The organism is Pseudomonas sp. SID14000 (assembly GCF_002165135.1).
Taxonomy (GTDB): domain Bacteria; phylum Pseudomonadota; class Gammaproteobacteria; order Pseudomonadales; family Pseudomonadaceae; genus Aquipseudomonas.
Window position 1 is genome coordinate 23,614 of record NZ_NFZQ01000019.1, and the last position, 24,251, is coordinate 47,864.

The window sequence follows — 24,251 nt, forward strand, 5'->3', positions numbered from 1 at the left end:
ATGCTGCCTGTGCTGGCCTCTTCGCGGGCTTGCCCGCGAAGAGGCCGCCACAGTCAATCGCGGTGCCGACGGCGCCCCGTGATCATCGACCACGGCAGGTTTTCCCGCATGCGCACGCTCTCGTAGATGGCCGCCAGCACATGCACGCAAACCAGAACCAGCAGCGCATTGGCCAGCCAGCTGTGCAGGTCCATCGGCCAGTCGACACCAAACAACGCGTCCACCTCCTGCGACGCCCACCCGGTAAGGCCCAGGCCGGCGATGCCGGTCAGCATCAGCATCATCACCAGGGCACCAATCGGCGAGTGCCCCATGTGATGGTCAAGCTCCCCATGCAGCAGCGCCCGGGCATGCCCGACCAGGCTCGCCGGTGTTGGCCAGAAGTCGGCCCAGCGCGCGCTGCGTGGCCCGACAAAGCCCCAGATCACACGCACCACCACAACGGCCAGTGCGTAATAGCCCAGCCACTGGTGCCAGTCTTCACCCTCTTCGTTGAAGAAGTAATTGGCGAAGAACACCACGGCGATCGACAAGTGGCACAGCCGCAGTAGGGGGTCCCACAGCTGCACCGTGCCGTCGCTGTTCACTCGTGGTACTCGGTCTTGACTGCCTTGCCAGTCACTGGGTCATGGTAGATCTCGACCTTCTTACCATCCTTGTCGAAACCATAGATCTCGTAGCAATTGCCCTTGGTGACCTTGAACTTGTTGATCTTGTAGCCCTGCTCCTTGAGCTGGGCCTGGAACTTTTCCTGGTCTTGCCAAGTGCTTTTATCGGCAGTGGTGCATTCAGTTGCAGCGAATACAGTGCTGCTGCCGATAAGGAGGATAAGAGCTATGAAGATGCGCATGAGCATGATCTCCATTCAATTGAGTGCTGTAGACCATCCTTTAGCATAGATCTGGAGGCTGCATCGTGCCCATTCATTTGTTTTACATATCAATCACAAAGAAAAACAAACTTAACAAATGAGCCCAAGCCACCGATGCTTGAGGCATTACGCCCATCGCACGGAGAACAACAACATGAACGACGTGGTCATCGTCGCCGCAACCCGTACCGCCATCGGTAGCTTCCAGGGCGCCCTGGCCACTGTGCCTGCGGTCGACCTCGGTGCCGCCGTGATCAAGCGCCTGCTGGAGCAGACCGGGCTGGCCCCGGCGCAGGTCGACGAAGTCATCCTCGGCCAGGTGCTTACCGCCGGCGCCGGACAGAACCCGGCACGCCAGGCGGCGATCAAGGCCGGCCTGCCCTTCAGCGTACCGGCATTGACCCTGAACAAGGTCTGTGGCTCGGGCCTCAAAGCCCTGCACCTGGCCGCCCAGGCCATCCGCTGCGGTGATGCCGAGGTGGTCATCGCCGGCGGCCAGGAAAACATGAGCCTTGCCCCCTATGTGATGCCCTCGGCCCGCACCGGCCAGCGCATGGGCCATGGCCAGTTGATCGACAGCATGATCACCGATGGCCTGTGGGATGCCTTCAACGACTACCACATGGGTATCACCGCCGAAAACCTGGTGGACCAATACGGCCTCAGCCGTGAGCAGCAGGACGCCTTTGCTGCCGAGTCGCAACGCAAGGCGGTGGCGGCGATGGAGGCCGGCCGCTTCGATGATGAAATCACCCCGATCGTGCTGCCGCAGAAAAAGGGAGACCCCAAGGTCTTCGCGCGGGATGAACAGCCACGTCCGGATACCACCGCCGAATCCCTGGGCAAACTACGCCCGGCGTTCAAGAAGGACGGCAGCGTCACCGCCGGCAACGCCTCTAGCCTGAATGACGGCGCCGCCGCCGTACTGCTGATGAGCGCCGCCAAGGCAAAGGCCCTGGGCCTGCCAGTGCTGGCCAGGATCGCGGCTTACGCCAGTGCCGGTGTAGATCCGGCGATCATGGGCATCGGCCCGGTGTCGGCCACCCAGCGCTGCCTGGACAAGGCCGACTGGCAACTGGCCGAGTTGGACCTGATCGAAGCCAATGAAGCCTTTGCCGCGCAGGCGCTGGCCGTGGGCAAGGCGCTGGAATGGGATGCCACGCGGGTCAACGTGAATGGCGGGGCGATTGCCCTTGGCCACCCGATTGGTGCGTCCGGGTGCCGGGTGCTGGTGACCCTGCTGCACGAGATGATCAAGCGGGACGCCAGGAAAGGCCTGGCAACCCTGTGCATTGGTGGCGGGCAAGGCGTGGCCTTGGCAATCGAGCGTTGATCACAGATTGAATTGAACAGGCCTGGCCCTTTCGCGGGTAAACCCGCGAAGAGGCCAGTACAGGCAGCAAAAAACTCAGGCAGTGGCACGCAGCTCACGGGCAGCCGCGACCATGTTCACCAGCGCTGCCTCGGTCTCCGGCCAGGCACGGGTCTTCAGCCCGCAATCCGGGTTGACCCACAAGCGCTCGGCCGGGATACGCCGGGCGGCCTTGCGCAGCAGCTTGACCATCTCCTCGCGGGTCGGCACCCGTGGCGAGTGAATGTCATACACACCCGGGCCGATCTCGTTAGGGTAGGCAAACCGCTCGAACGCCTCCAGCAGTTCCATGTCCGACCGCGAGGTCTCGATGGTGATCACGTCGGCATCCATCGCCGCGATCGACTCGATCACGTCGTTGAACTCGCTGTAGCACATGTGGGTGTGGATCTGGGTTTCGTCACGCACCCCCGAGGCGCACAGGCGGAAGGCCTCGGTGGCCCACTCCAGGTAATGAGCCCAGGCACCATGGCGCAGCGGCAGGCCTTCACGGAAGGCCGCTTCGTCGATCTGCACGATCCTGATACCCGCCGCTTCCAGATCGACTACTTCGTCGCGGATCGCCAGCGCCAGCTGGCGCGCCTGCACCTCGCGGCTCACGTCCTCACGCGGGAACGACCACATCAGCATGGTCACCGGGCCGGTCAGCATGCCCTTCATCACCTTGCTGGTCAGGCCCTGGGCGTACTTGATCCATTCCACGGTCATGGCCTTTGGCCGACTCAGATCACCAACGATCACCGCAGGCTTCACACAGCGCGAACCATAGCTCTGCACCCAGCCGAATCGGGTGAATACATAACCATCGATCTGCTCAGCGAAGTACTCGACCATGTCGTTGCGCTCGGCCTCGCCATGCACCAGCACATCCAGGCCCAGGTCCTCCTGGATCATCACCGCATGGCGGATCTCGCTGTGCATGGCCTCGACGTAATCAGCCTCGGTCAACCTGCCCTGCTTGTAGGCCTGGCGTGCCAGGCGAATCGCCGATGTCTGCGGGAACGAACCGATGGTGGTGGTCGGAAACGCCGGCAGGTCGAGCCCCGCACGTTGCTTGACGATACGTTGGGCAAACGCCGATTGGCGCTGGCTGTCAGCGGGCTTGATGGCCGCAAGGCGGGCTTGCACGGCAGGCTTGTGAATACGTGGTGAAGCGGCGCGGCTGGCCTGCACGGCCTGGCTCTGCGCCAGTGCAACGACCACATCATCGGCTTGCGGGGCATTGATGGCCTTGGCCAACAGCGCCACTTCCTGGCACTTCTGTACGGCAAAGGCCAGCCAGCTGTGCAGCTCGGCATCGAGCTGGTCTTCACGGGCCAGGTCTACCGGGCTGTGCAGCAGTGAGCAGGACGGTGCCACCCACAACCGCTCACCCAGGCGCTCGTGGGCATGGCGCAGTACCGCCAGCGCCTTTTCCAGGTCGCAGCGCCAGACGTTGCGGCCGTTGACCAGCCCCAGCGACAGCACCTTGTAGGCCGGCAGGCGGTCGAGGATGGTCGGGTACTGCTCGGGCGCCCGCACCAAGTCGATGTGCAAGCCATCGACCGGCAGGTTGGCGGCCAGGCCCAGGTTGTCTTCCAGGCCGCCGAAGTAGGTGGCGATCAGCTTCTTCAGTGGCGCCCGCTGAAGGATGTTGTAGACGCGCTCATAGGCGTTCTTCCAATCCTGAGGCAGGTCCAGGGCCAGGATCGGCTCATCGATCTGCACCCATTCCACACCTTGGGCAGCCAGGCGATTGAGGATCTGGTCATACAGCGGCAGCAGGCGATCGAGCAGCTCCAGCTTGTCGAAATCGCCACCCTTGGCCTTGCCCAGCCACAGGTAGGTCAGCGGGCCGATCACCACCGGCTTGACCGCGTGGCCCAAGGCCTGGGCTTCTGCCACTTCTTCGAACAGCTGCTCCCAGCTCAGGGCGAACTGCTGGTCGGCAGTGAACTCGGGGACAAGGTAGTGGTAGTTGGTGTCAAACCACTTGGTCATTTCCTGGGCGTGGGCACCGCCGCAGCAGGTGTCACCCACGGCGCCACGGGCCATGGCGAACAGGGTTTGCAGGGTTGGCCTGGCGCCGTCATGGCTGCGAAAGCGCTGCGGGATCACGCCGAAGGTCAACGAGTGGGTCAGCACCTGGTCGTACCAGGCGAAGTCGCCGACCGGCAGCAGTTCGATGCCGGCGTCTTTCTGCACCTGCCAGTGGCGGGCACGCAGCTCGCGGCCGACGGCGCGCAGGCCGGCTTCGTCGAGTTCACCTTTCCAGTAGGCTTCCTGAGCCTTTTTCAGCTCGCGGTCGCGGCCGATACGTGGAAAGCCCAGGTTGTGTGCCAGTGCCATGTCTTGTCCCTCAGCATGCATAAATGAATGAGGGGATTTTCCGGGCGCTGGTATCTTGAGACAAACTCAATAAATTTGAGATGAACTCAAGGTTTTCTCATGTTCATGTTGTTGTGCTGCCTGTACCGGCCCTTTCGCGGCTAAAGCCGCTCCCACAGGTACCGCGCCACCCTGTAGGAGCGGCTTTAGCCGCGAAAGGGCCGGTACAGGCAACCCGGATGTCTCATTCAGAGCACCACCCTGCGCATCCGGACATGACCCCACCCGCCTTCTGCAGCACAATGCCACCCTGACCAAACCAGGTATCCGGCCCCATGAGCCTGCTGAGAACCGCGCTGCGCGAAAACACCTTTGTCTGCGTCATGGAGTTCGTCCCCAAGCCCTCCGCAGAACGCTTCACCGCCATGGACGCGATCCTGGCCCGTGCGCACCTGTGCGGTTGGCCGATGACCGTGGCCATCGGCGACCGCGTCGGTAGCCCGCTGGACATGTCGCCACTGGACGCCCTCGCCTCGTTCAGCAACCCGGTACCCGCCCTGCCGCACTTCTCCGGCAAGGACCGCGAACGCCACCACCTGCTCGCCCAACTGCAACGCATGGATGCTGCCGGCCTCGACCAGCTGTTGCTGCTCACCGGCGACCGCCTTCCGGGCCACCAGCCTGGCCAGCGCCCGGTGCGCTACCTGGAATCGGTCGCAGCCCTTCAGATCGCCCGCCAGGCCTGCCCGCACTGGCTGCTTGGCGCTGCGCTGAACCCGTTCAAGTACTGCGAGGAAGAAGGCGGCGCCCAATACTTCAAGGCCGAGAAAAAGCTGGCGGCAGGCGCCGACTTCCTCACCCTGCAACTGGGTTTCGATGCCGGCAAACACCAGGAAGCCATGCACTGGATGAGCCGCCAGGCCGCGCCCAGGCCGATGCTGGCCTGCCTGATGAGCCTCACTCACGAGCGTGCGACGATGCTCGAGCACGTGGCCGGCGTGACCGTCACGCCGTCCATGCGCGACGTGCTGGACGCGGAAGCGGCGCAGTCCAAGGCCTTTGCCCAGGCGCGCAGCGTCGACCGCCTGGCCTTGCAGATCATCGGCGTGAAGCTGATGGGCTACGCCGGGGTGCATCTGTCGGGGGTTCACGAACTCAAGCAACTGCTGGCCCTGGAGGCACGCATCGAGCACTGGCAGGCGCAAATCCACACGCTGGAACAATGGGCGCCGGCCTGGCAGGCCAGCTGGCAGATGCCCGGCCTGCCGGCAGTCAGCTTCCATCCGCCGCAGGCTAGCTGGCGCCAGGGCGAGTCACGGGTCGATGCCTCGTTCAAAGAAAAAGCACGCTATCACCTGATGCACGGCATGCATTCGCTGCTGTTCAGTCGCCGCAATGGCCTGAGCAAGGCATTTGGCTGGGCCGTGCGCCAGCCGTTATGGGCCACACGCCTTGGCGCGCAGGTGCTGCACAAGGTGGAACACGCGGTGAAGCACCCGCTGGTAGGCTGCGACACCTGCGGCCGCTGCCGCCTGGAAGACACCCTCTACATCTGCCCGGAAACCTGCCCCAAGGGCCTGGCCAATGGCCCCTGCGGCGGCACCGCGCTGAACCGCTGCGAGTTCGGCGACCGCGAGTGCATCCACAGCGTCAAGTACCGCACCGCCAAGGCGGTGCGGCAGACTGCGCTGCTGACCGAGCGCCTGATCCCGTGCATCGAGCTCGAGACACGCCACCGCAGCTCATGGCCGCAGTGGTTCCAGGCCCAGACGCCGCGTCAGCTCAGCCCGCAGCCAGCGCCTCGAACCCAGCCCGAATCGTAGCTTCGGGCAGTTCGTCGGCGATGAACACCATGACGCTCTCACGGACTTCACCCTCGGCCCACTCAGCATCCCAGTCGAAGCCGTAGAGTTTGAGCACGCCCTGGAACACCAGCTTGCGCGCTTCACCGGTAATGTTCAGCACGCCCTTGTAGCGCAGCAATTGCTTGCCATGGGTTTCCAGAAGTTCGTTCATGAAGTCGCTGAGGCGGTCGATGTCCAGCGCGGTTTCCGTGCGCAGCACCAAGGTGGAGATCCGGTCCGGGGTAGCGGGCTTGAGCAGCGGGCGTAGCGCCGGCTGCAGGTTCGCGCCCAGATCGGGGTTGAGGTTGAAACCACGCACATCCAGCAGTTCAGCCAGGTCGATGCGACCATGCTCGACCACACGGATCGCGGCCCGGCCATTGATGCGGGCCAGGCGCTCGCGCAGGGCCTCGACCGCAGCGGGCTCGACCAGGTCGGTCTTGCTCAGCAGCAGGCGATCGGCAAAGCCGACCTGGGCCTGGGCGATGGTCTGGGTCAGGTGCAGCTCGGCGTGGGCGGCATCGACCAGGGTGATGATGCCGTCGAGGATGTAGCGCTCACGCAGTTCCTCGTCGATGAAAAAGGTTTGGGCCACTGGCGCCGGGTCAGCCAGGCCGGTGCATTCGATTACCAGGCGGTCGAAGGCGATCTCGTCGGCATCCAGGCGTTCGAGCAGCAGGTACAAGGCGCGAGTGAGGTCGCCGTGGATGCTGCAGCACACGCAACCATTGGCCAGGGTCATCACCTGCACCGGCTCGTCGCCCAGCAGTTGGCTGTCGATGCCGGCCTCGCTGAATTCGTTTTCGATCACGGCGATCTTCAGGCCGTGCTCGGCCTTGAGCATGTGCTTGAGCAAGGTGGTCTTGCCGGCACCGAGGAAGCCAGTGAGTACGGTTACGGGGATAGGCGTCTGCACGCAGAACATCTCCTGTGCAGTGAAATGGACGGGGGGAGCGCGATCCCTGTAGGAGCGGCCTTGTGTCGCGATCGGGCCGCAACGCGGCCCCGGATTTTCAGCTTCGCAGCCAAAATTGCCGGGGCCGCGTTGCGGCCCGATCGCGACACAAGGCCGCTCCTACACAGTACCGCGCTAGCCTGGACTTAGCAGCACTTGGGCCCGGACTTGCCACCGTAACGCGCTTCCTGGCGCTCGCGGAAGAACTGCTCGTACGTCATGACCGGCTTGTCCGGGTGCTTGGTCTGCATATGCTCGACGTAGTTGTCGTAGTCGGGCATGCCGACCATCAGGCGGGCTGCCTGCCCCAGGTATTTACCCAGTCGACCCAGGTCGTTGAACATCGCAGCAGTCCTCTCAAGCGTCAGGCAGGGCCTGGAACGGGGTTTCCTTGTCGGTGCGCTCCTTGCGGCCCAGGGCGGCGAAGCCGACCTTGACAGCGAAGAACAACACGCTGAACACCACCACCAGGAACAGCACGGTCAGGCCGGCATTGGTGTAGGCGTTGAAGATCACGTGCTGCATCTGCCCGATGTCCTTGGCCGGGGCCAGTACCTGGCCGGCGTCCAGCGCGGTGCTGTACTTCTTGGCCAGGGCCAGGAAGCCGACCGCCGGGTTCGGGTCGAACAGCTTGATCAGGCCTGCGGTGGTGGTGCAGATCAGCAGCCACACGGCCGGCAGCAGGGTGACCCAGACATAGCGCTGGCGCTTCATCTTGATCAGCACCACGGTGCCGAGCATCAGGGCGATACCGGCCAGCATCTGGTTGGAGATGCCGAACAGCGGCCACAGGGTGTTGATGCCACCCAGCGGGTCGATCACGCCCTGGTACAGCAGGTAGCCCCACAGCGCCACGCAGCCGGCAGTACCGATCAGGTTGGCGGTCCACGATTCGGTGCGTTTGAGCGCCGGCACGAAGCTGCCGAGCAGGTCCTGCAGCATGAAGCGCCCGGCACGTGTGCCAGCGTCTACCGCGGTGAGAATGAACAGCGCCTCGAACAGGATCGCGAAGTGGTACCAGAAGGCCATGGTGTTTTCACCCGGCAGCACCTGGTGCAGGATCTGCGCGATACCCACCGCCAGGGTCGGCGCACCACCGGCACGGGCCAGCACGGTATGCTCGCCAATATCGCGGGCGGTGGCTTCGAGCTGCTCAGGGGTGATCAGGAAGCCCCAGCTGCTCACCGTTTGCGCCACCGATGCCACGTCGGCACCGACCACCGCGGCAGGGCTGTTCATGGCGAAGTACACACCCGGCTCGATCACCGAGGCGGCGACCATGGCCATGATGGCGACGAACGATTCCATCAGCATGCCGCCGTAGCCGATGTAGCGGGCGTTGGTTTCGTTGTCCAGCAGCTTCGGCGTGGTCCCCGAGGAGATCAGCGCGTGGAAGCCGGACACCGCGCCACAGGCGATGGTGATGAACAGGAACGGGAACAGGGTGCCCTTCCACACCGGCCCGGTGCCGTCGGTGAACTGGGTCAGCGCAGGCATTTTCAGCTCGGGTGCGATGATCAGGATACCGATGGCCAGGCCGACGATGGTGCCGATCTTGAGGAAGGTCGACAGGTAGTCACGTGGCGCCAGTACCAGCCATACCGGCAGTACTGCGGCGACGAAGCCATAACCCACCAGCATCCAGGTGATCTGCACGCCGGTGAAGGTGAACGCCGGGCCCCAGGTCGGATCTGCGGCGATCTGCCCCCCCAGCCAGATCGAGGCCAGCAGCAGCACCACACCGATGACCGAGATTTCGCCGATGCGGCCCGGGCGGATATAGCGCATGTAGATGCCCATGAACATCGCGATCGGGATGGTCGCCATCACCGTGAACATGCCCCATGGGCTTTCGGCCAGGGCCTTGACCACGATCAGCGCCAGCACCGCGAGGATGATGATCATGATCAGGAAGCAGCCGAACAAGGCGATGGTGCCCGGGATGCGCCCCATCTCCTCGCGCACCATGTCACCCAGCGAGCGGCCGTTGCGGCGAGTGGACAGGAACAGGACCATGAAGTCTTGCACTGCACCGGCCAGCACCACACCGGCAATCAGCCACAGCGTGCCCGGCAGGTAGCCCATCTGCGCGGCGAGTACCGGGCCGACCAGGGGGCCTGCGCCGGCGATGGCGGCGAAGTGGTGACCGAAGAGGATGTGTTTGTTGGTCGGGACGTAGTCCAGGCCGTCGTTGTTGAGCACCGCCGGGGTGGCACGGCGCGGGTCGAGCTGCATCACCTTGGTGGCGATGAACAGGCTGTAGTAGCGATAGGCGACCAGGTAGAGGGCCACTGCCGCGACCACGATCCACAAGGCATTGATCGCCTCGCCGCGACGCAGGGCGACGACACCCAGCGCGCAGGCTCCTATGACTGCCAGCGCCAGCCACGGAATGTGGCGTAGCAGGCTATTATTGTTGTTCATGGTTTGCTTCCAGCTGGTGGATTGGAAAAGACCGCCCATCGAGTCTAGGGCGAGTCATCGCGCATTGCCACACTTGCTTTGGTCTAGAGCCTCTGCGGCCAGATTGCGGTACCTGATGCACACGCCACTCTAACTATAGTCAGGATGTCACCTGAGGACTTATCCGAGGATCTATCCCATGAGCGATCACGACGAACGCCGCCGTTTCCAGCGTATCCAGTTCGACGCACCGACCAAGCTGTGCCAGGGAGAACGTTGCTGGGAGGTAAAACTGCTTGATCTGTCCCTCAAAGGCCTGCTGGTTGAATGTCCCAAACCCTGGGATGCCGACCTGACCCAGGATTTTGAAGCGTACATCCTGCTCAACGACAAAGTGACCGAGGTGCAGATGCAAGTTGAACTGCGCCACGAAGAACCGGACCGTCTGGGTTTCATCTGCCTGTACATCGACATCGATTCGATGAGCCATCTGCACCGTCTTGTGGAATTGAACGTGGCCGACAGCACCGAAATGATGCGTGAACTGCGCGAACTGATCGAATAATGAAATCTCTTAGCTAGCTAATGGCTTCCCCACCTTGTGTTTCCTGTCTACCCAGACAGCTTTAAGCCTGGGTATCAGCGTTTTGTACACAGCCCTCTAGTCCAGCCTTTGACGACTTGGTACGCCTTCTGCATTGGGTTCCCGCACAGCTTGCGGGCACCCTTGTGCGCGCTCCGATCAAAATATTGTATACAATTCTTGTAGCAATCATTTGCAGGAAATGTCTACAGTAGCAACACAACAATAAACAGAGAGCCTGCTCCATGACTACGTCCCCTAGCACGTCTCCCGCCAAGCGCCCGGAGGATGAAAACCTCGGCCTTGGAGCCAACCTGGCCTATGGTCTGCAGCATGTGCTGACCATGTACGGGGGGATCGTCGCGGTACCCCTGATCCTGGGGCAGGCCGCGGGCCTGAACGGCGCCGAAATCGGCATGCTGATTGCCGCTTCGTTGTTTGCCGGTGGCCTGGCCACCTTGCTGCAGACGCTCGGCCTACCGTTCTTCGGCTGCCAGTTGCCGCTGGTGCAGGGCGTGTCGTTCGCCGGTGTGGCGACCATGGGTGCGATCCTCAGCAGCGAGGGCGGCGGTGGCCTGCCGGGTGTGCTTGGCGCGGTCATGGCGGCGTCGCTGATCGGCTTTCTGATCACCCCGGTGTTCTCGCGCATCACCAAGTTCTTCCCGCCGCTGGTGACCGGCATCGTCATCACCACCATCGGCCTGACCCTGATGCCCGTGGCGGCCCGCTGGGTGATGGGTGGCAACAGCGCCTCACCGGAGTTCGGCAGCGTGGCCAACATCGGCCTGGCGGCCCTCACCTTCGCCATCGTGCTGCTGCTGAGCAAGCTGGGCAGCGCGGCAATCTCGCGCCTGTCGATCCTGCTGGCCATGGTGGTCGGCACCCTGATCGCCTGGGCGCTGGGCATGGCCGACTTCAGCAAGGTCACCGAGGGCCCGATGTTCGCCTTCCCCACGCCGTTCCATTTCGGCATGCCGGAATTCCACATCGCCGCAATCCTGTCGATGTGCATCGTGATCATGGTAACCCTGGTGGAAACCTCGGCCGACATCCTCGCCGTGGGTGAGATCATCGACACCAAGGTCGACTCCAAGCGCCTGGGCAACGGCCTGCGCGCCGACATGGCGTCGAGCATCCTCGCACCGATCTTCGGCTCGTTCACCCAGAGCGCCTTCGCCCAGAACGTCGGCCTGGTGGCCGTGACCGGGGTCAAGAGCCGCTACGTGGTGGCCACCGGTGGCTTGATCCTGGTGGTGCTCGGCCTGCTGCCGATCATGGGCCGGGTGATTGCCGCAGTCCCGACTCCGGTACTGGGTGGCGCGGGCATCGTGCTGTTCGGCACCGTGGCGGCCAGTGGTATCCGCACCCTGTCCAAGGTCAGCTACAAGAACAACGTCAACCTGATCATCGTCGCAGCCTCGCTGGGCTTCGGCATGATCCCGATCGCCGCACCGACCTTCTACCACCACTTCCCGAACTGGTTCGAGACCATCTTCCACTCGGGCATCAGCTCGGCGGCGATCATGGCCATTCTGCTGAACCTGATCTTCAACCACTTCACCGCCGGCAACTCGGACCAGCAGTCGGTGTTTGCCGCCGCGTACGAGCGCACCATCCAGTACTCGGACATTTCAGCGCTGCGTGATGGCGACTACTTCAAGGATGGCAAGCTGTTCGATGCCGAGGGTAATGAGGTACCGATGCTGGAACTGGACGAGCATGGCAATGAAACGGTCAGGCGCAGTGCGGTTGCCGAGCATTGACTGCTGACTGAGCGGTGAGGTGGGGGCCGACGCGCATCGTCGGCCCCTTTTTCGTTTTGCCTGTGCCGGCCGTTTCGCGGGTAAACCCGCTCCCACAGGGTTTGCACAACCCTGAAGCTGATGCGGTACCTGTGGGAGCGGGTTTACCCGCGAAAGGGCCGGTACAGGCTACAAATTACTCAAATAGCGCATCCAGGGCCTGCTCCAGCCGGGTAACAGCAATCACCTGCAACCCCGCCGGTGCCTCTTTCGGCGCATTGCCCTTGGGCACGATGGCCCGCTTGAAGCCATGCTTGGCGGCTTCCTTCAAGCGCTCTTGGCCACTGGGCACCGGCCGCACCTCGCCCGACAGGCCGATTTCGCCAAACACCAGCAGGCCATGGGCCAGTGGCCGGTTGCGCAGGCTGGACATCACCGCCGCCAGCAGCGCCAGGTCCGAAGCGGTTTCCAGCACCTTCACCCCGCCCACCACGTTGAGGAACACGTCCTGGTCATGGGTGGGAATACCGCCGTGGCGGTGCAGTACTGCCAACAACATGGCCAGGCGGTTCTGGTCCAGGCCCAGAGTCACCCGGCGCGGGTTGGCCAGGTGGCTGTCGTCGACCAGCGCCTGCACCTCGACCAGCATCGGCCGGGTCCCCTCCCAGGTCGCCATCACCACACTGCCCGGTACTTCCTCCTGGGCGCGGTTGAGGAAAATCGCCGAGGGGTTGGACACTTCCTTCAAGCCGCGGTCGGTCATGCCGAATACGCCAAGCTCATTGACCGCGCCAAAGCGGTTCTTCACCGCCCGCAGCAAGCGCAGGCGGCCATCGGACTCGCCTTCGAAATACAGCACGGTGTCGACCATGTGTTCGAGTACTCGCGGGCCGGCCAGCGAGCCTTCCTTGGTCACGTGACCGACCAAGAAGATCGCTGTGCCACTCTGCTTGGCGTAGCGCACCAGCAACGCCGTGCTCTCGCGCACCTGGGCCACGCCGCCGGGTGCCGATTGCAGCTGCTCGGTAAAAATGGTCTGGATCGAGTCGATTACCATCACCCGTGGCTTTTCCTGGCGCGCCGTGGCGATGATGGTCTCGATGCAGGTTTCGGTCATGACCTTGAGCTGGTCCTGGGGCAGGCCCAGGCGCCGCGAGCGCATGGCCACCTGCTGCTGCGACTCCTCACCGGTGACATACAGCGCCGGCATGCCCACGGCGATGTTGCACAAGGTCTGTAGCAGTATGGTGGACTTGCCAATGCCGGGGTCACCACCGATCAACACCACCGAGCCATCCACCAGACCACCGCCCAGCACTCGGTCCAGTTCGGTGCTGCTGGTGGTGAAGCGCGGGATTTCCTCGACACTGACTTCGGCCAGGGTCTTGATCTGCGCCTGCTGCCCGGTCCAGCCAGCACGGCCGCTACTGGGCGCAGCGGCACCGCCGCTTTCGATCATGGTCTCGACCAGGGTGTTCCAGGCCCCGCATTCGCCACACTGGCCGGCCCATTTGGGGAAGGTCGCACCGCACTCGGTGCAGCCATACAAGCGCTTGGCCTTGGCCATGGCTGGGGGTCTCCTGGAAAAAACCGCCATGATAGCCGAGCTGGACGTGCCTCGAGCGCCTCGGGATGCGACAAAACTATTCGTTCTAACCGCAGTCAGTAGGCCTGAACACAACGCATGAAGCGTTTAAGTGGCTTACACTGCGTAAACCTTACCTTTTGTTACAAGGAACCAAACATGGGCATGATCAGTGAGTTCAAGGCCTTCGCGGTCAAAGGCAACGTCGTCGACATGGCGGTTGGTATCATTATCGGCGCGGCTTTCGGCAAGATCGTCTCGTCTTTCGTTGGTGACGTGGTCATGCCACCACTGGGCATGTTGATCGGTGGCATGGACTTCAGCGACCTGGCGATTACCCTGAAGGCTGCCGAAGGTGACATTCCGGCGGTGGTGCTGGCGTATGGCAAGTTCATTCAGACAGTGATTGATTTCATTATCATCGCCTTCGCCATTTTCATGGGTGTGAAGGCCATCAACCGCCTGAAGCGTGAGGAAGCAGTGGCGCCAACTACGCCGCCTGTGCCTTCGGCTGAAGAAACCTTGCTGACCGAGATTCGCGATTTGCTCAAGGCGCAGAACCAGAACCGCTTGCCCTGAAGTTGCAGGGGCGCTGTGGGAGCAGGCATGCCCGCTCCCACAATGGCCCCAATGGCCTTACCAGTAGTTTTCCACCGCCACCTGCCCGGGCCGCTTGCTCAGGCTCAGCTGCAGCTCGCGCGCTTTAAGTACCTTACGCGTCTCGTCGATCATCTCCGGGTTGCCACACAGCATCACTCGCGAATGTTCCGGCGACAGCTCCAGCCCCGCCGCCTTCTCCAGTTCGCCATTCTCGATCAGCGTGGTAATACGCTGGTTCAACGCCCCTGGGTGCTGTTCACGGGTCACCACCGGAATGAACTGCAACTTGCCGGCGAACTCGGCCAGGTAATCGCGCTGCTCCAGCCCGGCGATTTCATCCACATAGGCCAGCTCTTTCGCTTCGCGCACCGAGTACACCAGCTTGATGTTGTCGAAACGCTCCCAGGCCTCGAAGTCCTGCAGGATCGACATGAACGGCGCAATGCCAGTACCGGTCGCCAGCAACCACAGGTCACGGCCTCCGACGAAGCGGTCGAGGGTAAGGAAGCCGAAGGCTTGGCGATCGATCAGCAGGGTATCGCCCGCCCCCAGCCGGCTCAGCTCGCTGGTGAATTCCCCGCCTGGCACCACGATGGAGAAGAAGTCGAGGTGCTCGTCATGGGGCGCGCTGACCATGGAATAGGCGCGCCACACCACACTGCCATCGGCCTTGGTCACGCCCAGACGGGCGAACTGGCCTGAGCGGAAGCGGAACCCCGCATCGCGCGTAACCCGCAGGCTGAAGAGGTTCGGCGTCAGTGGCTGAACATCGAGCAGGGTCTGGCGGGTGAACTTTTCGGCGCTAGCGGTCATATCGGGCTCCAGGTTTGGCGTGCGCACAGTGTCGCGCAAAGTGGCGCGGATAAAAACCACTGCTTTGTAGGGCCTCATCTGCGGAAATCCTGCCAAAGACGCAGAAAAACCTGATCGCTATAACAAAAAAATCCCAACGCTTTAGTAGGTCTTTTCCTACAATCATTCGGGTATTCAAACGGACTGAATTCTGAGGCTCAAGGAGTGTTCCCATGTTTCACTGGAAACCCGAGTATCTTCATGCGTTCATTAACGAACGCCGCCCACAGAGATTGTTCGACATCGCCGTGCACCTGACGCAGGACCTGGGCATGGAGTTTCTGGGGCTGAATATCCGTATCCAGATCGCTACGCAAACACCCCGCCTGTTCCTGTACAGTAACTATCCGCACGAATGGATCGAGCGTTACCAGCGTGATGAGCTCTACAAGCAGGACCCGGCCGCCAGTTTGAGCCACAACTCGACCATGCCGGTGCTGTGGACCGATGACCTGTATCGCGAAGCCCCACATTTTCGTGAGGCGGCCTGCCAGAACGGTCTGCGCCATGGCTGGACGCAGTCATTGCACGACCTGCAGCACAACGAAAGCCAGATCAGCGTGGCCAGACCCACCGGTACCATCGGCACGACCGAATTCTACGGCAAGGCCGGCAGTGTGCAGTGGTTGTGTCACACCCTGCATGCGGTGCTTGGCGAACACCACCTCAGTGCACTGTGCCCATCGCAACCGAAAATGAGCAAACGGGAGCTGGAAGTGCTGAAATGGTCGGCCGCAGGCAAGACCGCCGCCGAGTGTGCCTGCATCCTGGCACTGTCGCAAAGCACGGTAAATTTCCATATGCGCAGTGTCATCACCAAGACCAACGCCGCCAACAAGGCTGGCGCCATCGCCATCGCCGCCATGCGTGGCTGGATCTGAGCTTCAAACCTGCGACCTTGGGCAAAGCCCTGTAGAATCGCCCGGCAAAGCCCGGGGCGAACCGCAACGGGCAGTTTCGTACCTGAGCCAGACGCCATGCCCCTGTTGACCACCCCCTACGCCGAACTCGACCTGATCCGCCAGCCGGAACAGGCCAACGACCCGCTGCAGGCTTTCGATGCCGCCGACGAGTACCTGCTTGCGCAGCTGCACGAACAGGCCCCCGAGGCCAACTGCCGGGTGCTGGTGCTCAATGACAGCTTCGGCGCCCTGGCCGCCAGCCTGGCGGGCAAGCTGCAGGTGACCAGCAGTGGCGATTCGCACCTGGCGCACCTGGCCCTGGAAAAGAACCTGGCACGCAACGGCCTGCCGTTCGACAGCGTGCCGTTCGTGCCGGCCAGCGAACACTGGCAAGGCCCGTTCGACCGGGTGCTGGTGCGCGTGCCCAAGACCCTGGCCCTGCTCGAAGAGCAGCTGATTCGCCTGCAAGGTCACCTGGCGCCCGGTGCGCAGGTGATTGCCGGGGCGATGATCAAGCACTTGCCACGGGCTGCCGGCGACCTGATGGAGAAGTACATCGGCCCGGTGCAGGCTTCGCTGGCGCAGAAAAAGGCCCGGTTGCTGACAGCGACGGTGACCGAACGGCCTGTCGCCCGCTCGCCCTACCCTAGCCGCTACCGCCTTGACGCGCCGGCGCTGGAGCTGGTCAACCACGCCAACGTGTTCTGCCGTGAAGGCCTGGACATCGGCACCCGGGCGTTCCTGCCGCACCTGCACCGCGAACTGGGCCGCGCGCGGGTGGCAGACCTGGGCTGCGGCAACGGCGTGCTGGCGATAGCCAGCGCCCTGGCCAACCCGGATGCCCAGTACACCCTGGTCGACGAGTCGTACATGGCGGTGCAATCGGCGCGGGAGAACTGGCAGGCCGCGTTGGGCGAGCGCCCGGCGGTGTTCGAGGCAGCCGATGGGTTGGCCGGGGTAGAGAAGCAGTCGCTGGACGTTGTGCTGTGCAACCCGCCATTCCACCAGCAGCAGGTGGTGGGTGACTTCCTCGCCTGGCGCATGTTCCAGCAGGCGCGTGAGGCATTGGTGGTGGGCGGGGCGCTATATATCGTGGGTAACCGGCACCTGGGCTATCACAGCAAGCTGGCGCGGTTGTTCCGGGGGGTGGAGCAGGTGGCGGCAACGCCCAAGTTCGTCATCTTGAAAGCTCGTAAATAGGCCTTGAAGGGCTGCTTTGCAGCCCATCGCGACACAAGGCCGCTCCTACAGGGAGACGCGACAATCTGTATGATCGCGATCCCTGTAGGAGCGGCCTTGTGTCGCGAAAGGGGCGCAAAGCGCCCCCGTTGGTTCAATGGGTGGTCAGGCCGGCTGCGCCCATGAACAGGCGCATCACCCAGGCCGCCACGCCCAGGGCCGCCACGCTCATCGCCCAGATCAGCAGCAGCCAGCCCAGTCGCTGCCACAGGGGTTTCTTCTCGTCCAAGCCATGCTTGCCGGTCATCATGCGGCCCTCCTAGTGATAGCCGTCTTCATGGGTCACCTTGCCGCGGAACACGTAGTAGCTCCAGAAGGTATACATGAGGATGAACGGCAGGATGAACAGTGTGCCCACCAGCATGAAGCCCTGGCTCTGCGGTGGCGCCGCGGCATCCCAGATCGAGATCGACGGCGGGATGATATTCGGCCACAGGCTGATGCCCAGGCCGCTGTAACCGAGGAAGATCAGCACCAGCGTCAACAGGAACGGCGTGTAGTGCGCATTGCGCGCCACCGCCTTGAGCAACCCGTAGAAGGTTACCAGCACCAGGATCGGCACCGGCATGAACCAGACCAGGTTAGGCATGCTGAACCAGCGCTCGGCGATCTGCGGGTAAGCGATCGGTGTCCATAGGCTGACGATCCCGATCACCACCAGCAGCACCAGCGCCAGCGGCCGGGCAATGTCGTGCATCTTCTGCTGCAGCGACCCTTCGGTCTTCATGATCAGCCAGGTGCAACCCAACAGGGTGTAGGCAACGATCAGCCCCAGGCCGCAGAACAGGCTGAACGGGGTAAGCCAGTCAAGGGTGCCACCGGCAAAATGCCGGTCGACCACCTTGAAGCCTTCGAGGAAGGCGCCTAGTGCCACGCCCTGGAAGAAGGTGGCGATCAGCGAGCCCCAGATGAAAGCCTTGTCCCAGATATGGCGTTTGTCGGCCTTGGCCTTGAAGCGGAATTCGAAGGCCACGCCGCGGAAGATCAGGCCGATCAGCATCAGGATCAATGGCAGGTACAGTGCCTCCAGCACTACCGAGTAAGCCATCGGGAACGCCCCGAACAACCCGGCACCGCCCAGCACCAACCAGGTTTCGTTACCGTCCCACACGGGGGCGACGGTGTTCATCATCACATCGCGGTCATGCTCGCCCTTGACGAACGGGAAGAGCATGCCGATCCCCAGGTCGAAACCATCCATCACCACGTACATCATGACGCCGAAGATGATGATCACGGCCCAGATCAGCGGAAGGTCGATACCCATGGCTCAGTTCCCCTTGCTCAGGCTGGCGGAGTTGGCCTCTCGGCCATCATCGGCGGCGGACAGCGGCCGCGCCGGGGTGCGTTTGGTACCAGGGCCACCAGGGCTATGCTCGTCACCCTCACCAGTCTGCGGCCCTTTGCGCACCAGGCGCATCATGTAGCCAAGCCCGGTGCCGAACAGGGCGAAGTACACCACCACGAAGGCCACCAGGGTGAAGCCGAGCTGGGCGTAACTGTGGTTGGACACACCGTCTGCCGTGCGCATCAGGCCATACACCACCCAGGGCTGGCGGCCGATTTCGGTGGTGAACCAGCCGGCCAGCAGCGCGATCAACCCGGAAGGCCCCATCCACAGGGCCAGGTACAGGAACGGCCGCGAGGTGTAGAGCGTGCCGCGCTTGCGCAGCCAGAGGCTCCACAGACCGACGAAAATCATCAGGAAACCCAGGCCAACCATGATCCGGAACGACCAGAAGACGATGGTCGAGTTGGGTCGGTCTTCGGGTGGGAACTCCTTCATCGCCGGCACCTGCTTGTCCAGGCTGTGGGTCAGGATCAGGCTGCCGAGCGCCGGGATCTCGAGCTTGAAGCGGGTGGTTTCGGCCTGCATGTCGGGGATGCCGAACAAAATCAGCGGGGTCGGCTCGCCGGGTACGTTCTCCCAGTGACCTTCGATCGCAGCGATTTTCACCGGCTGGTGCTTGAGCGTGTTGAGGCCATGGAAGTCACCGATCACCGCCTGGATCGGGGCAACGATCAGTGCCATCCACATGGCCATCGACAGCATCTTGCGCACTGCCGGGTTGTCCCGCCCGCGCAGCAGGTGCCAGGCCGCCGAGGCACCGACAAAGAACGCAGTGGCAACGAATGCGGCAGTGGCCATGTGCATCAGGCGGTAGGGGAACGAGGGGTTGAATACCACCGCCAGCCAGTCCACCGGCACCACCCGGCCATCGATGATTTCGTGGCCTTGCGGGGTCTGCATCCAGCTGTTGGAGGCAAGGATCCAGAAGGTCGAGACCAGGGTGCCGAGCGCCACCATCACCGTGGAGAAGAAGTGCAGGCCACGGCCGACGCGGTTCCAGCCAAACAGCATGACCCCCAGGAAGCCAGCCTCGAGGAAGAACGCTGTCAGCACCTCGTAGGTAAGCAACGGGCCGGTGATGGCGCCGGCGAAGTCGGAGAAGCGGCTCCAGTTGGTACCGAACTGGTAGGCCATGACCAAGCCCGAGACCACGCCCATGCCGAAGTTGACGGCGAAGATTTTCGACCAGAAGTGATAAAGGTCGCGATAGACCTGGTTATTTGTCCGCAGCCAAAGGCCTTCAAGGACTGCCAGGTAGCTCGCCAGGCCGATGGTGATGGCCGGGAACAGGATATGGAACGATACGGTAAAGGCAAACTGCATTCGGGCGAGTTCCAAGGCCTCTATTCCGAACATGGTGCTTCCTCTTCAGATAATCCGGCGTCCGGGCCGCTGGCCCCATCGCCCACTGCCCCCACGGTAGTCGAGTGCGGCGCGTTGGAATTGTTCTGTTCGATCGCAGGGATTTCGGCCCGAGGGCCCGATCGTTACATCTGGAACAATTGATCCAGATCAACGATTGCTAGGAAGCATAGTCCTGAATGGCCCGCCGGGCCGTGTGGTTGATTGCCGCGTGACCGGTTGCCCCACCCCCTTTCATACCGCGTAAAAAAGTGCCGCTCCCGGCAAACAGTAACCGTTTGTTACAAACAGATGATACGCTGCGGCCCCCTCTACTGCGCCGAGGTCCCTGGTTTCCGATGTCCGATTCCGCACCGCAGTTGTTGCGTCACCACCGCCCTTTCCTGGCCTTCTGGCTGGCGCGCGTGTTCACCGCCAGCGGCTTCCAGATGCTCACCGTGGCCATAGGCTGGCACCTCTACCAGTTGACCGGCAATGTGCTGGACCTGGGCCTGGTCGGCCTGGTCGAGTTCGCCCCACGGGTGCTGTTCATGCTGCACACCGGGCATGTCGCCGACCGCTATGACCGGCGCAAGGTCGCTGCGCTGTGCCAGAGCCTGCAGGGGTTGATAGCCCTGGCACTGGCGCTGGGCAGCGCCACCGACAATGTCACCCGTGAGCTGATCTTCGCCCTCGCCTTCCTGCTCGGTGCCACGCGTTCGTTCGAAATGCCGGCAACCCAGGCGCTGCTGCCCAACGTGGTACCGGCCGGGCTGTTCCCACGCGCGGTGGCGGCTTCGGCATCGGCCACCCAGTCGGCAACCATCGTGGCCCCGGCGGTGGGCGGTTTCCTGTATGCCTTCGGCAGCATCTGGGTGTACGGCCCCACCGTGGCCCTGTACGCCATCGCCTGCCTGCTGACCCTGAGCCTGCAGGCTCGCGGTCAGGTGGCCCAGCGCGGGCGCGCCAGCATCGAATCGCTGCTGGCCGGTATCCGCTTCATCCGCAGCCGGCCCGATATCCTCGGCGCCATCTCGCTGGACCTGTTCGCCGTACTGCTGGGCGGGGCCACCGCGTTGCTGCCGGTGTTCGCCAAGGACATCCTGCTGACCGGCCCGCTGGGCCTCGGCCTGCTGCGTTCGGCGCCAGCGGTGGGGGCGTTGCTGATGTCGCTGTGGCTGGCACGCTTCCCGTTCGAGCGCAACGTGGGGCGGACCATGTTCACGGCAGTGGGCGTGTTCGGCGTGGCGACCATCGCCTTTGGCCTGTCGACCTCGTTCTGGTTCTCGCTGGCGGTGCTGGTGGTGCTGGGCGCGGCGGACATGATCAGCATGGTCATCCGCGGCGCCTTCGTGCAGCTGGAGACGCCGGATGAAATGCGCGGGCGGGTGAGTGCGGTGAACGGCTTGTTCATTGGTGCCTCGAACCAGCTCGGCGAGTTCGAATCGGGGGTTACGGCGCACTGGTTTGGCACAGTGCCGGCGGTGGTGCTGGGTGGGGTGGGCACTTTGGTGGTAACGGGGGTGTGGATAAGACTGTTCCCCACACTGGCCAAGCGAGATCGGTTGCATCACGGTTGATCTGTAGCCTGTACCGGCCCTTTCGCGGGTAAACCCGCTCCCACAAGGACCGCGCCGCCCTTAGGCCTGGTGGGGTACCTGTGGGAGCGGGTTCACCCGCGAAGAGGCCGGCACAGGGAAAAAATTACCATTCCCCAACGGCGATAGGCCCCCGCCAAGCATGCTGGTATGATGCGCGGCTTTTTTCCGCCCCACACAAAACCACGGCAACCGGTACGGTCTGTGCTTTGCTGATGGGGTCGATAAATTCATGGCGCCGGGGGCGCCTTGGGGAGCGGGCATGCTGGAAAGGCTGTTTCAACTAAAAGCACACAACACCAATGTGCGCACCGAGATTCTCGCGGGCGTCACCACCTTCCTGGCCATGGCCTACATCCTGTTCGTCAACCCGAGCATCCTCGGCGAGACAGGCATGGACAAGGGCGCGATCTTCGTCGCCACCTGCCTGGCCGCGGCCATCGGCTCGGTGACCATGGGCCTGATCGCCAACTACCCGATCGCCCTGGCGCCGGGCATGGGCCTGAACGCGTTCTTCACCTACACCGTGGTCCTGCACATGGGCCACACCTGGCAGGTGGCACTGGGTGCGGTGTTCCTGTCGGCAGTGATGTTCTTCCTGCTGTCGATCTTCCGCATCCGCGAATGGATCGTGAACAGCATCCCGCTGCCGCTGCGTTCGGCCATTGCCGCGGGTATCGGCCTGTTCCTGGCGCTGATCGCCCTGCATAACGCAGGCATCGTCGTCGATAACCCGGCCACCCTGGTGGGCCTCGGCGACCTCAAGCAGCCAGCACCGATCCTCGCCACCCTGGGCTTCTTCCTTATCGTCGGCCTGGAGTCGCTGAAAGTGCGCGGTGCCGTGCTGATCGGCATTCTCGCCGTAACCATCGCCTCGATCCTGATGGGCGTGACGCCATTCGGCGGCGTGGTCTCGATGCCGCCATCACTGGCCCCGACCTTCCTGCAACTGGACATCGCCGGCGCGCTGGACGTGGGCCTGGTCAGCGTGATCTTCGCCTTCCTGTTCGTCGACCTGTTCGACAACTCCGGCACCCTGATCGGCGTGGCCAAGCGCGCCGGGCTGATGGGCAAGGACGGCCACATGCCGAAGATGGGCCGAGCCCTGATCGCCGACAGTACCGCAGCCATGGCCGGCTCCCTGCTGGGCACCTCGACCACCACCAGCTACATCGAATCCGCCGCGGGCGTGAGCGCCGGTGGCCGTACCGGCCTGACCGCCATCGTGGTCGCCGTGCTGTTCCTGCTGGCGCTGTTCTTCGCCCCGCTAGCCGGTAGCGTGCCGGCCTTCGCCACTGCACCGGCGCTGCTGTTCGTCGCGGTACTGATGGCCTCGGGCCTGGCAGAAATAAACTGGGACGATGTCACCGAAGCCGCACCGGTGGTAGTGACCGCCCTGGCCATGCCGCTGACCTACTCGATCGCCAACGGCATCGCCTTCGGCTTCATTTCCTGGACTGCCGTCAAGCTGATCTCTGGCCGCCACCGCGACCTGAACCCGGCCCTGGTGATCCTTTCCATCCTGTTCGTCATCAAGCTGGGCTGGTTCAACGCATGAGTGCTGCTTTCGACCCCTCCTCCTACACCACCCAGCTGGATGCCAAGGTGGCCCGGCTGCGTGAGCTGCTGGCGCCGTTCGGCGCGCCAGAGCCGGCTGTATTCGACTCGCCGCGCGAGCATTACCGCCTGCGCGCCGAATTCCGCCTGTGGCGCGAAGACGGCCAGCGCCACTACGCCATGTTCGCCCCGGGCGAGAAGCACAAGGCGATCCTGATCGACGATTTCCCCATCGCCAGCCAGCGCGTCAATGCACTGATGCCACGCCTGAAGGCGGCCTGGCAGGCCAGCGAGGAACTGGGCAACCGCCTGTTCCAGGTGGAGTTCCTCACCACCCTGGCTGGCGATGCCATGGTCACCCTGTGCTACCACCGCCCACTGGACGAGGCCTGGGAAGTGGCCGCACGGCAACTGGCCGAAGAGCTGGGCGTGAGCATCATTGGCCGCTCCAAGGGCAAGCGCCTGGTGATCGGCCGTGACTACGCGGTGGAAAAACTCGATGTGGCTGGCCGTGTGTTCAGCTACCGCCAGCCGGAAGGCGCGTTCACCCAGCCCAACGGTGCGGTGAACCAGAAGATGCTGAGCTGGGCCTTCGAGGCCATCGGCGAGCGCGACGACGACCTGCTGGAGCTTTACTGCGGCAACGGCAACTTCACCCTGCCGCTGGCCACCCGCGTGCGCCAGGTGCTGGCCACCGAAATCAGCAAGACCTCGGTCAACGCCGCGCTGAGCAACCTCGACGAAAACGCTGTGGATAACGTGCGGCTGGTGCGCCTGTCGGCGGAAGAACTGACCCAGGCGCTGAATGAGGTACGGCCGTTCCGCCGACTGGAAGGCATTGACCTGAAGAGCTACGCGTTCGGCACGGTGTTCGTCGACCCGCCGCGGGCGGGGATGGACCCGGACACCTGCGAGCTGACCCGGCGTTTCGAGCGGATCCTGTACATCTCGTGCAACCCGGAGACACTGGCGGCGAACATTGCCCAGTTGCAGGATACGCACCGCATCGAGCGGTGTGCGTTGTTTGACCAGTTCCCCTATACCCACCATATGGAGAGTGGGGTTTTGCTGGTTCGGCGCTGACCTTCAGACAGCCGGGGCTGCTTTGCAGCCCATCGCGACACAAGGCCGCTCCTACAGGAAGAACGC

At 63.2% G+C, this 24,251-nt stretch carries 21 protein-coding genes; 10 read left to right on the plus strand and 11 right to left on the minus strand.

What is annotated here, in order from left to right; genetic code table 11:
- Positions 1 to 53: 53 nt before the first annotated feature.
- Together CAY82_RS22855 and CAY82_RS22860 are read right to left on the minus strand one after the other, a co-directional pair.
- Positions 54 to 587 (minus strand): cytochrome b/b6 domain-containing protein, encoded by a 534-nt coding sequence (locus tag CAY82_RS22855; protein ID WP_087503183.1) that lies wholly within the window; start codon positions 585 to 587, stop codon positions 54 to 56.
- Positions 584 to 850 carry a PepSY domain-containing protein gene (locus tag CAY82_RS22860; RefSeq protein WP_087503220.1) on the minus strand — a complete coding sequence of 89 codons (267 nt, stop codon included), beginning with the start codon at positions 848 to 850 and terminating at the stop codon, positions 584 to 586. The genes CAY82_RS22855 and CAY82_RS22860 overlap by 4 nt, the downstream gene beginning before the upstream one ends.
- Before the next feature lie 175 nt (positions 851 to 1,025).
- Here CAY82_RS22860 and CAY82_RS22865 point away from each other — a divergent pair, with 175 nt between their 5' ends.
- Positions 1,026 to 2,204, plus strand: coding sequence for an acetyl-CoA C-acetyltransferase (locus CAY82_RS22865; protein WP_087503184.1), 1,179 nt, complete (start codon positions 1,026 to 1,028; stop codon positions 2,202 to 2,204).
- Between the two features lie 75 nt (positions 2,205 to 2,279).
- Here the strand turns inward: CAY82_RS22865 and metE are convergent, their stop codons facing one another.
- Positions 2,280 to 4,571: a 5-methyltetrahydropteroyltriglutamate--homocysteine S-methyltransferase gene (gene metE, locus CAY82_RS22870; RefSeq protein WP_087503185.1), complete on the minus strand. Its 2,292-nt coding sequence runs from the start codon at positions 4,569 to 4,571 to the stop codon at positions 2,280 to 2,282.
- A gap of 314 nt (positions 4,572 to 4,885) precedes the next feature.
- Between metE and CAY82_RS22875 the strand changes: the two genes are divergently transcribed.
- On the plus strand, positions 4,886 to 6,373 hold the full coding sequence (locus tag CAY82_RS22875; protein ID WP_087503186.1) for a methylenetetrahydrofolate reductase C-terminal domain-containing protein: 1,488 nt from the start codon (positions 4,886 to 4,888) through the stop codon (positions 6,371 to 6,373).
- On the opposite strand, the gene yjiA is transcribed toward CAY82_RS22875, so the two are convergent.
- From yjiA to CAY82_RS22890, 3 genes are all read right to left on the minus strand, one after another.
- Positions 6,333 to 7,310: a GTPase gene (yjiA, locus tag CAY82_RS22880; RefSeq protein ID WP_087503221.1), complete on the minus strand. Its 978-nt coding sequence runs from the start codon at positions 7,308 to 7,310 to the stop codon at positions 6,333 to 6,335. The genes CAY82_RS22875 and yjiA overlap by 41 nt on opposite strands.
- Positions 7,311 to 7,495: 185 nt before the next feature.
- On the minus strand, positions 7,496 to 7,693 hold the full coding sequence (locus CAY82_RS22885) for a YbdD/YjiX family protein (RefSeq protein WP_087503187.1): 198 nt from the start codon (positions 7,691 to 7,693) through the stop codon (positions 7,496 to 7,498).
- Between the two features lie 13 nt (positions 7,694 to 7,706).
- Positions 7,707 to 9,773: a carbon starvation CstA family protein gene (locus tag CAY82_RS22890; RefSeq protein WP_087503188.1), complete on the minus strand. Its 2,067-nt coding sequence runs from the start codon at positions 9,771 to 9,773 to the stop codon at positions 7,707 to 7,709.
- A gap of 178 nt (positions 9,774 to 9,951) precedes the next feature.
- On the opposite strand from CAY82_RS22890, the gene CAY82_RS22895 reads away from it, so the two are divergent.
- Together CAY82_RS22895 and CAY82_RS22900 are read left to right on the plus strand one after the other, a co-directional pair.
- Positions 9,952 to 10,317, plus strand: a complete 366-nt coding sequence (locus CAY82_RS22895) for a PilZ domain-containing protein (protein ID WP_087503189.1) — start codon at positions 9,952 to 9,954, stop codon at positions 10,315 to 10,317.
- A 263-nt stretch (positions 10,318 to 10,580) separates the two neighbouring features.
- Entirely contained in the window at positions 10,581 to 12,098 is a 1,518-nt protein-coding gene (locus tag CAY82_RS22900; protein ID WP_013974213.1) for a nucleobase:cation symporter-2 family protein, read from the plus strand.
- 175 nt (positions 12,099 to 12,273) lie between these two features.
- Here CAY82_RS22900 and radA read toward each other — a convergent pair whose 3' ends face one another.
- Positions 12,274 to 13,644 (minus strand): DNA repair protein RadA, encoded by a 1,371-nt coding sequence (gene radA / locus CAY82_RS22905; RefSeq protein ID WP_087503190.1) that lies wholly within the window; start codon positions 13,642 to 13,644, stop codon positions 12,274 to 12,276.
- A gap of 177 nt (positions 13,645 to 13,821) precedes the next feature.
- Here radA and mscL point away from each other — a divergent pair, with 177 nt between their 5' ends.
- Positions 13,822 to 14,241, plus strand: coding sequence for a large-conductance mechanosensitive channel protein MscL (gene mscL, locus CAY82_RS22910; RefSeq protein ID WP_087503191.1), 420 nt, complete (start codon positions 13,822 to 13,824; stop codon positions 14,239 to 14,241).
- Between the two features lie 57 nt (positions 14,242 to 14,298).
- On the opposite strand, the gene CAY82_RS22915 is transcribed toward mscL, so the two are convergent.
- Positions 14,299 to 15,075, minus strand: coding sequence for a ferredoxin--NADP reductase (locus CAY82_RS22915; RefSeq protein WP_087503192.1), 777 nt, complete (start codon positions 15,073 to 15,075; stop codon positions 14,299 to 14,301).
- A 212-nt stretch (positions 15,076 to 15,287) separates the two neighbouring features.
- Between CAY82_RS22915 and CAY82_RS22920 the strand changes: the two genes are divergently transcribed.
- Together CAY82_RS22920 and CAY82_RS22925 are read left to right on the plus strand one after the other, a co-directional pair.
- On the plus strand, positions 15,288 to 15,995 hold the full coding sequence (locus tag CAY82_RS22920; protein WP_087503193.1) for an autoinducer binding domain-containing protein: 708 nt from the start codon (positions 15,288 to 15,290) through the stop codon (positions 15,993 to 15,995).
- A gap of 96 nt (positions 15,996 to 16,091) precedes the next feature.
- The gene (locus CAY82_RS22925) at positions 16,092 to 17,216 is read left to right on the plus strand and encodes a methyltransferase (RefSeq protein ID WP_087503194.1); all 1,125 of its coding nucleotides are present in this window, start codon (positions 16,092 to 16,094) and stop codon (positions 17,214 to 17,216) included.
- Between the two features lie 133 nt (positions 17,217 to 17,349).
- Here the strand turns inward: CAY82_RS22925 and CAY82_RS22930 are convergent, their stop codons facing one another.
- Genes CAY82_RS22930 through CAY82_RS22940 form a run of 3 tightly spaced genes read right to left on the minus strand, consistent with a single transcriptional unit; the run spans position 17,350 to position 19,962 of the window.
- Entirely contained in the window at positions 17,350 to 17,505 is a 156-nt protein-coding gene (locus CAY82_RS22930; protein WP_085626848.1) for a DUF2474 domain-containing protein, read from the minus strand.
- A gap of 9 nt (positions 17,506 to 17,514) precedes the next feature.
- The gene (gene cydB / locus CAY82_RS22935) at positions 17,515 to 18,522 is read right to left on the minus strand and encodes a cytochrome d ubiquinol oxidase subunit II (RefSeq protein WP_013974219.1); all 1,008 of its coding nucleotides are present in this window, start codon (positions 18,520 to 18,522) and stop codon (positions 17,515 to 17,517) included.
- 3 nt (positions 18,523 to 18,525) lie between these two features.
- Positions 18,526 to 19,962, minus strand: a complete 1,437-nt coding sequence (locus CAY82_RS22940; RefSeq protein WP_087503195.1) for a cytochrome ubiquinol oxidase subunit I — start codon at positions 19,960 to 19,962, stop codon at positions 18,526 to 18,528.
- A gap of 344 nt (positions 19,963 to 20,306) precedes the next feature.
- Here CAY82_RS22940 and CAY82_RS22945 point away from each other — a divergent pair, with 344 nt between their 5' ends.
- The 3 genes from CAY82_RS22945 to trmA all read left to right on the plus strand — a co-directional run bounded on the left by CAY82_RS22945 (position 20,307) and on the right by trmA (position 24,185).
- Positions 20,307 to 21,527 carry an MFS transporter gene (locus CAY82_RS22945; protein ID WP_087503196.1) on the plus strand — a complete coding sequence of 407 codons (1,221 nt, stop codon included), beginning with the start codon at positions 20,307 to 20,309 and terminating at the stop codon, positions 21,525 to 21,527.
- A 280-nt stretch (positions 21,528 to 21,807) separates the two neighbouring features.
- A complete protein-coding gene (locus tag CAY82_RS22950) occupies positions 21,808 to 23,103 on the plus strand; it encodes an NCS2 family permease (protein WP_015271803.1) in 1,296 nt (431 codons plus the stop codon).
- Complete coding sequence (gene trmA, locus CAY82_RS22955; RefSeq protein WP_087503197.1) at positions 23,100 to 24,185, plus strand: tRNA (uridine(54)-C5)-methyltransferase TrmA; 1,086 nt, start codon at positions 23,100 to 23,102, stop codon at positions 24,183 to 24,185. The genes CAY82_RS22950 and trmA overlap by 4 nt, the downstream gene beginning before the upstream one ends.
- Positions 24,186 to 24,251: the final 66 nt, after the last annotated feature.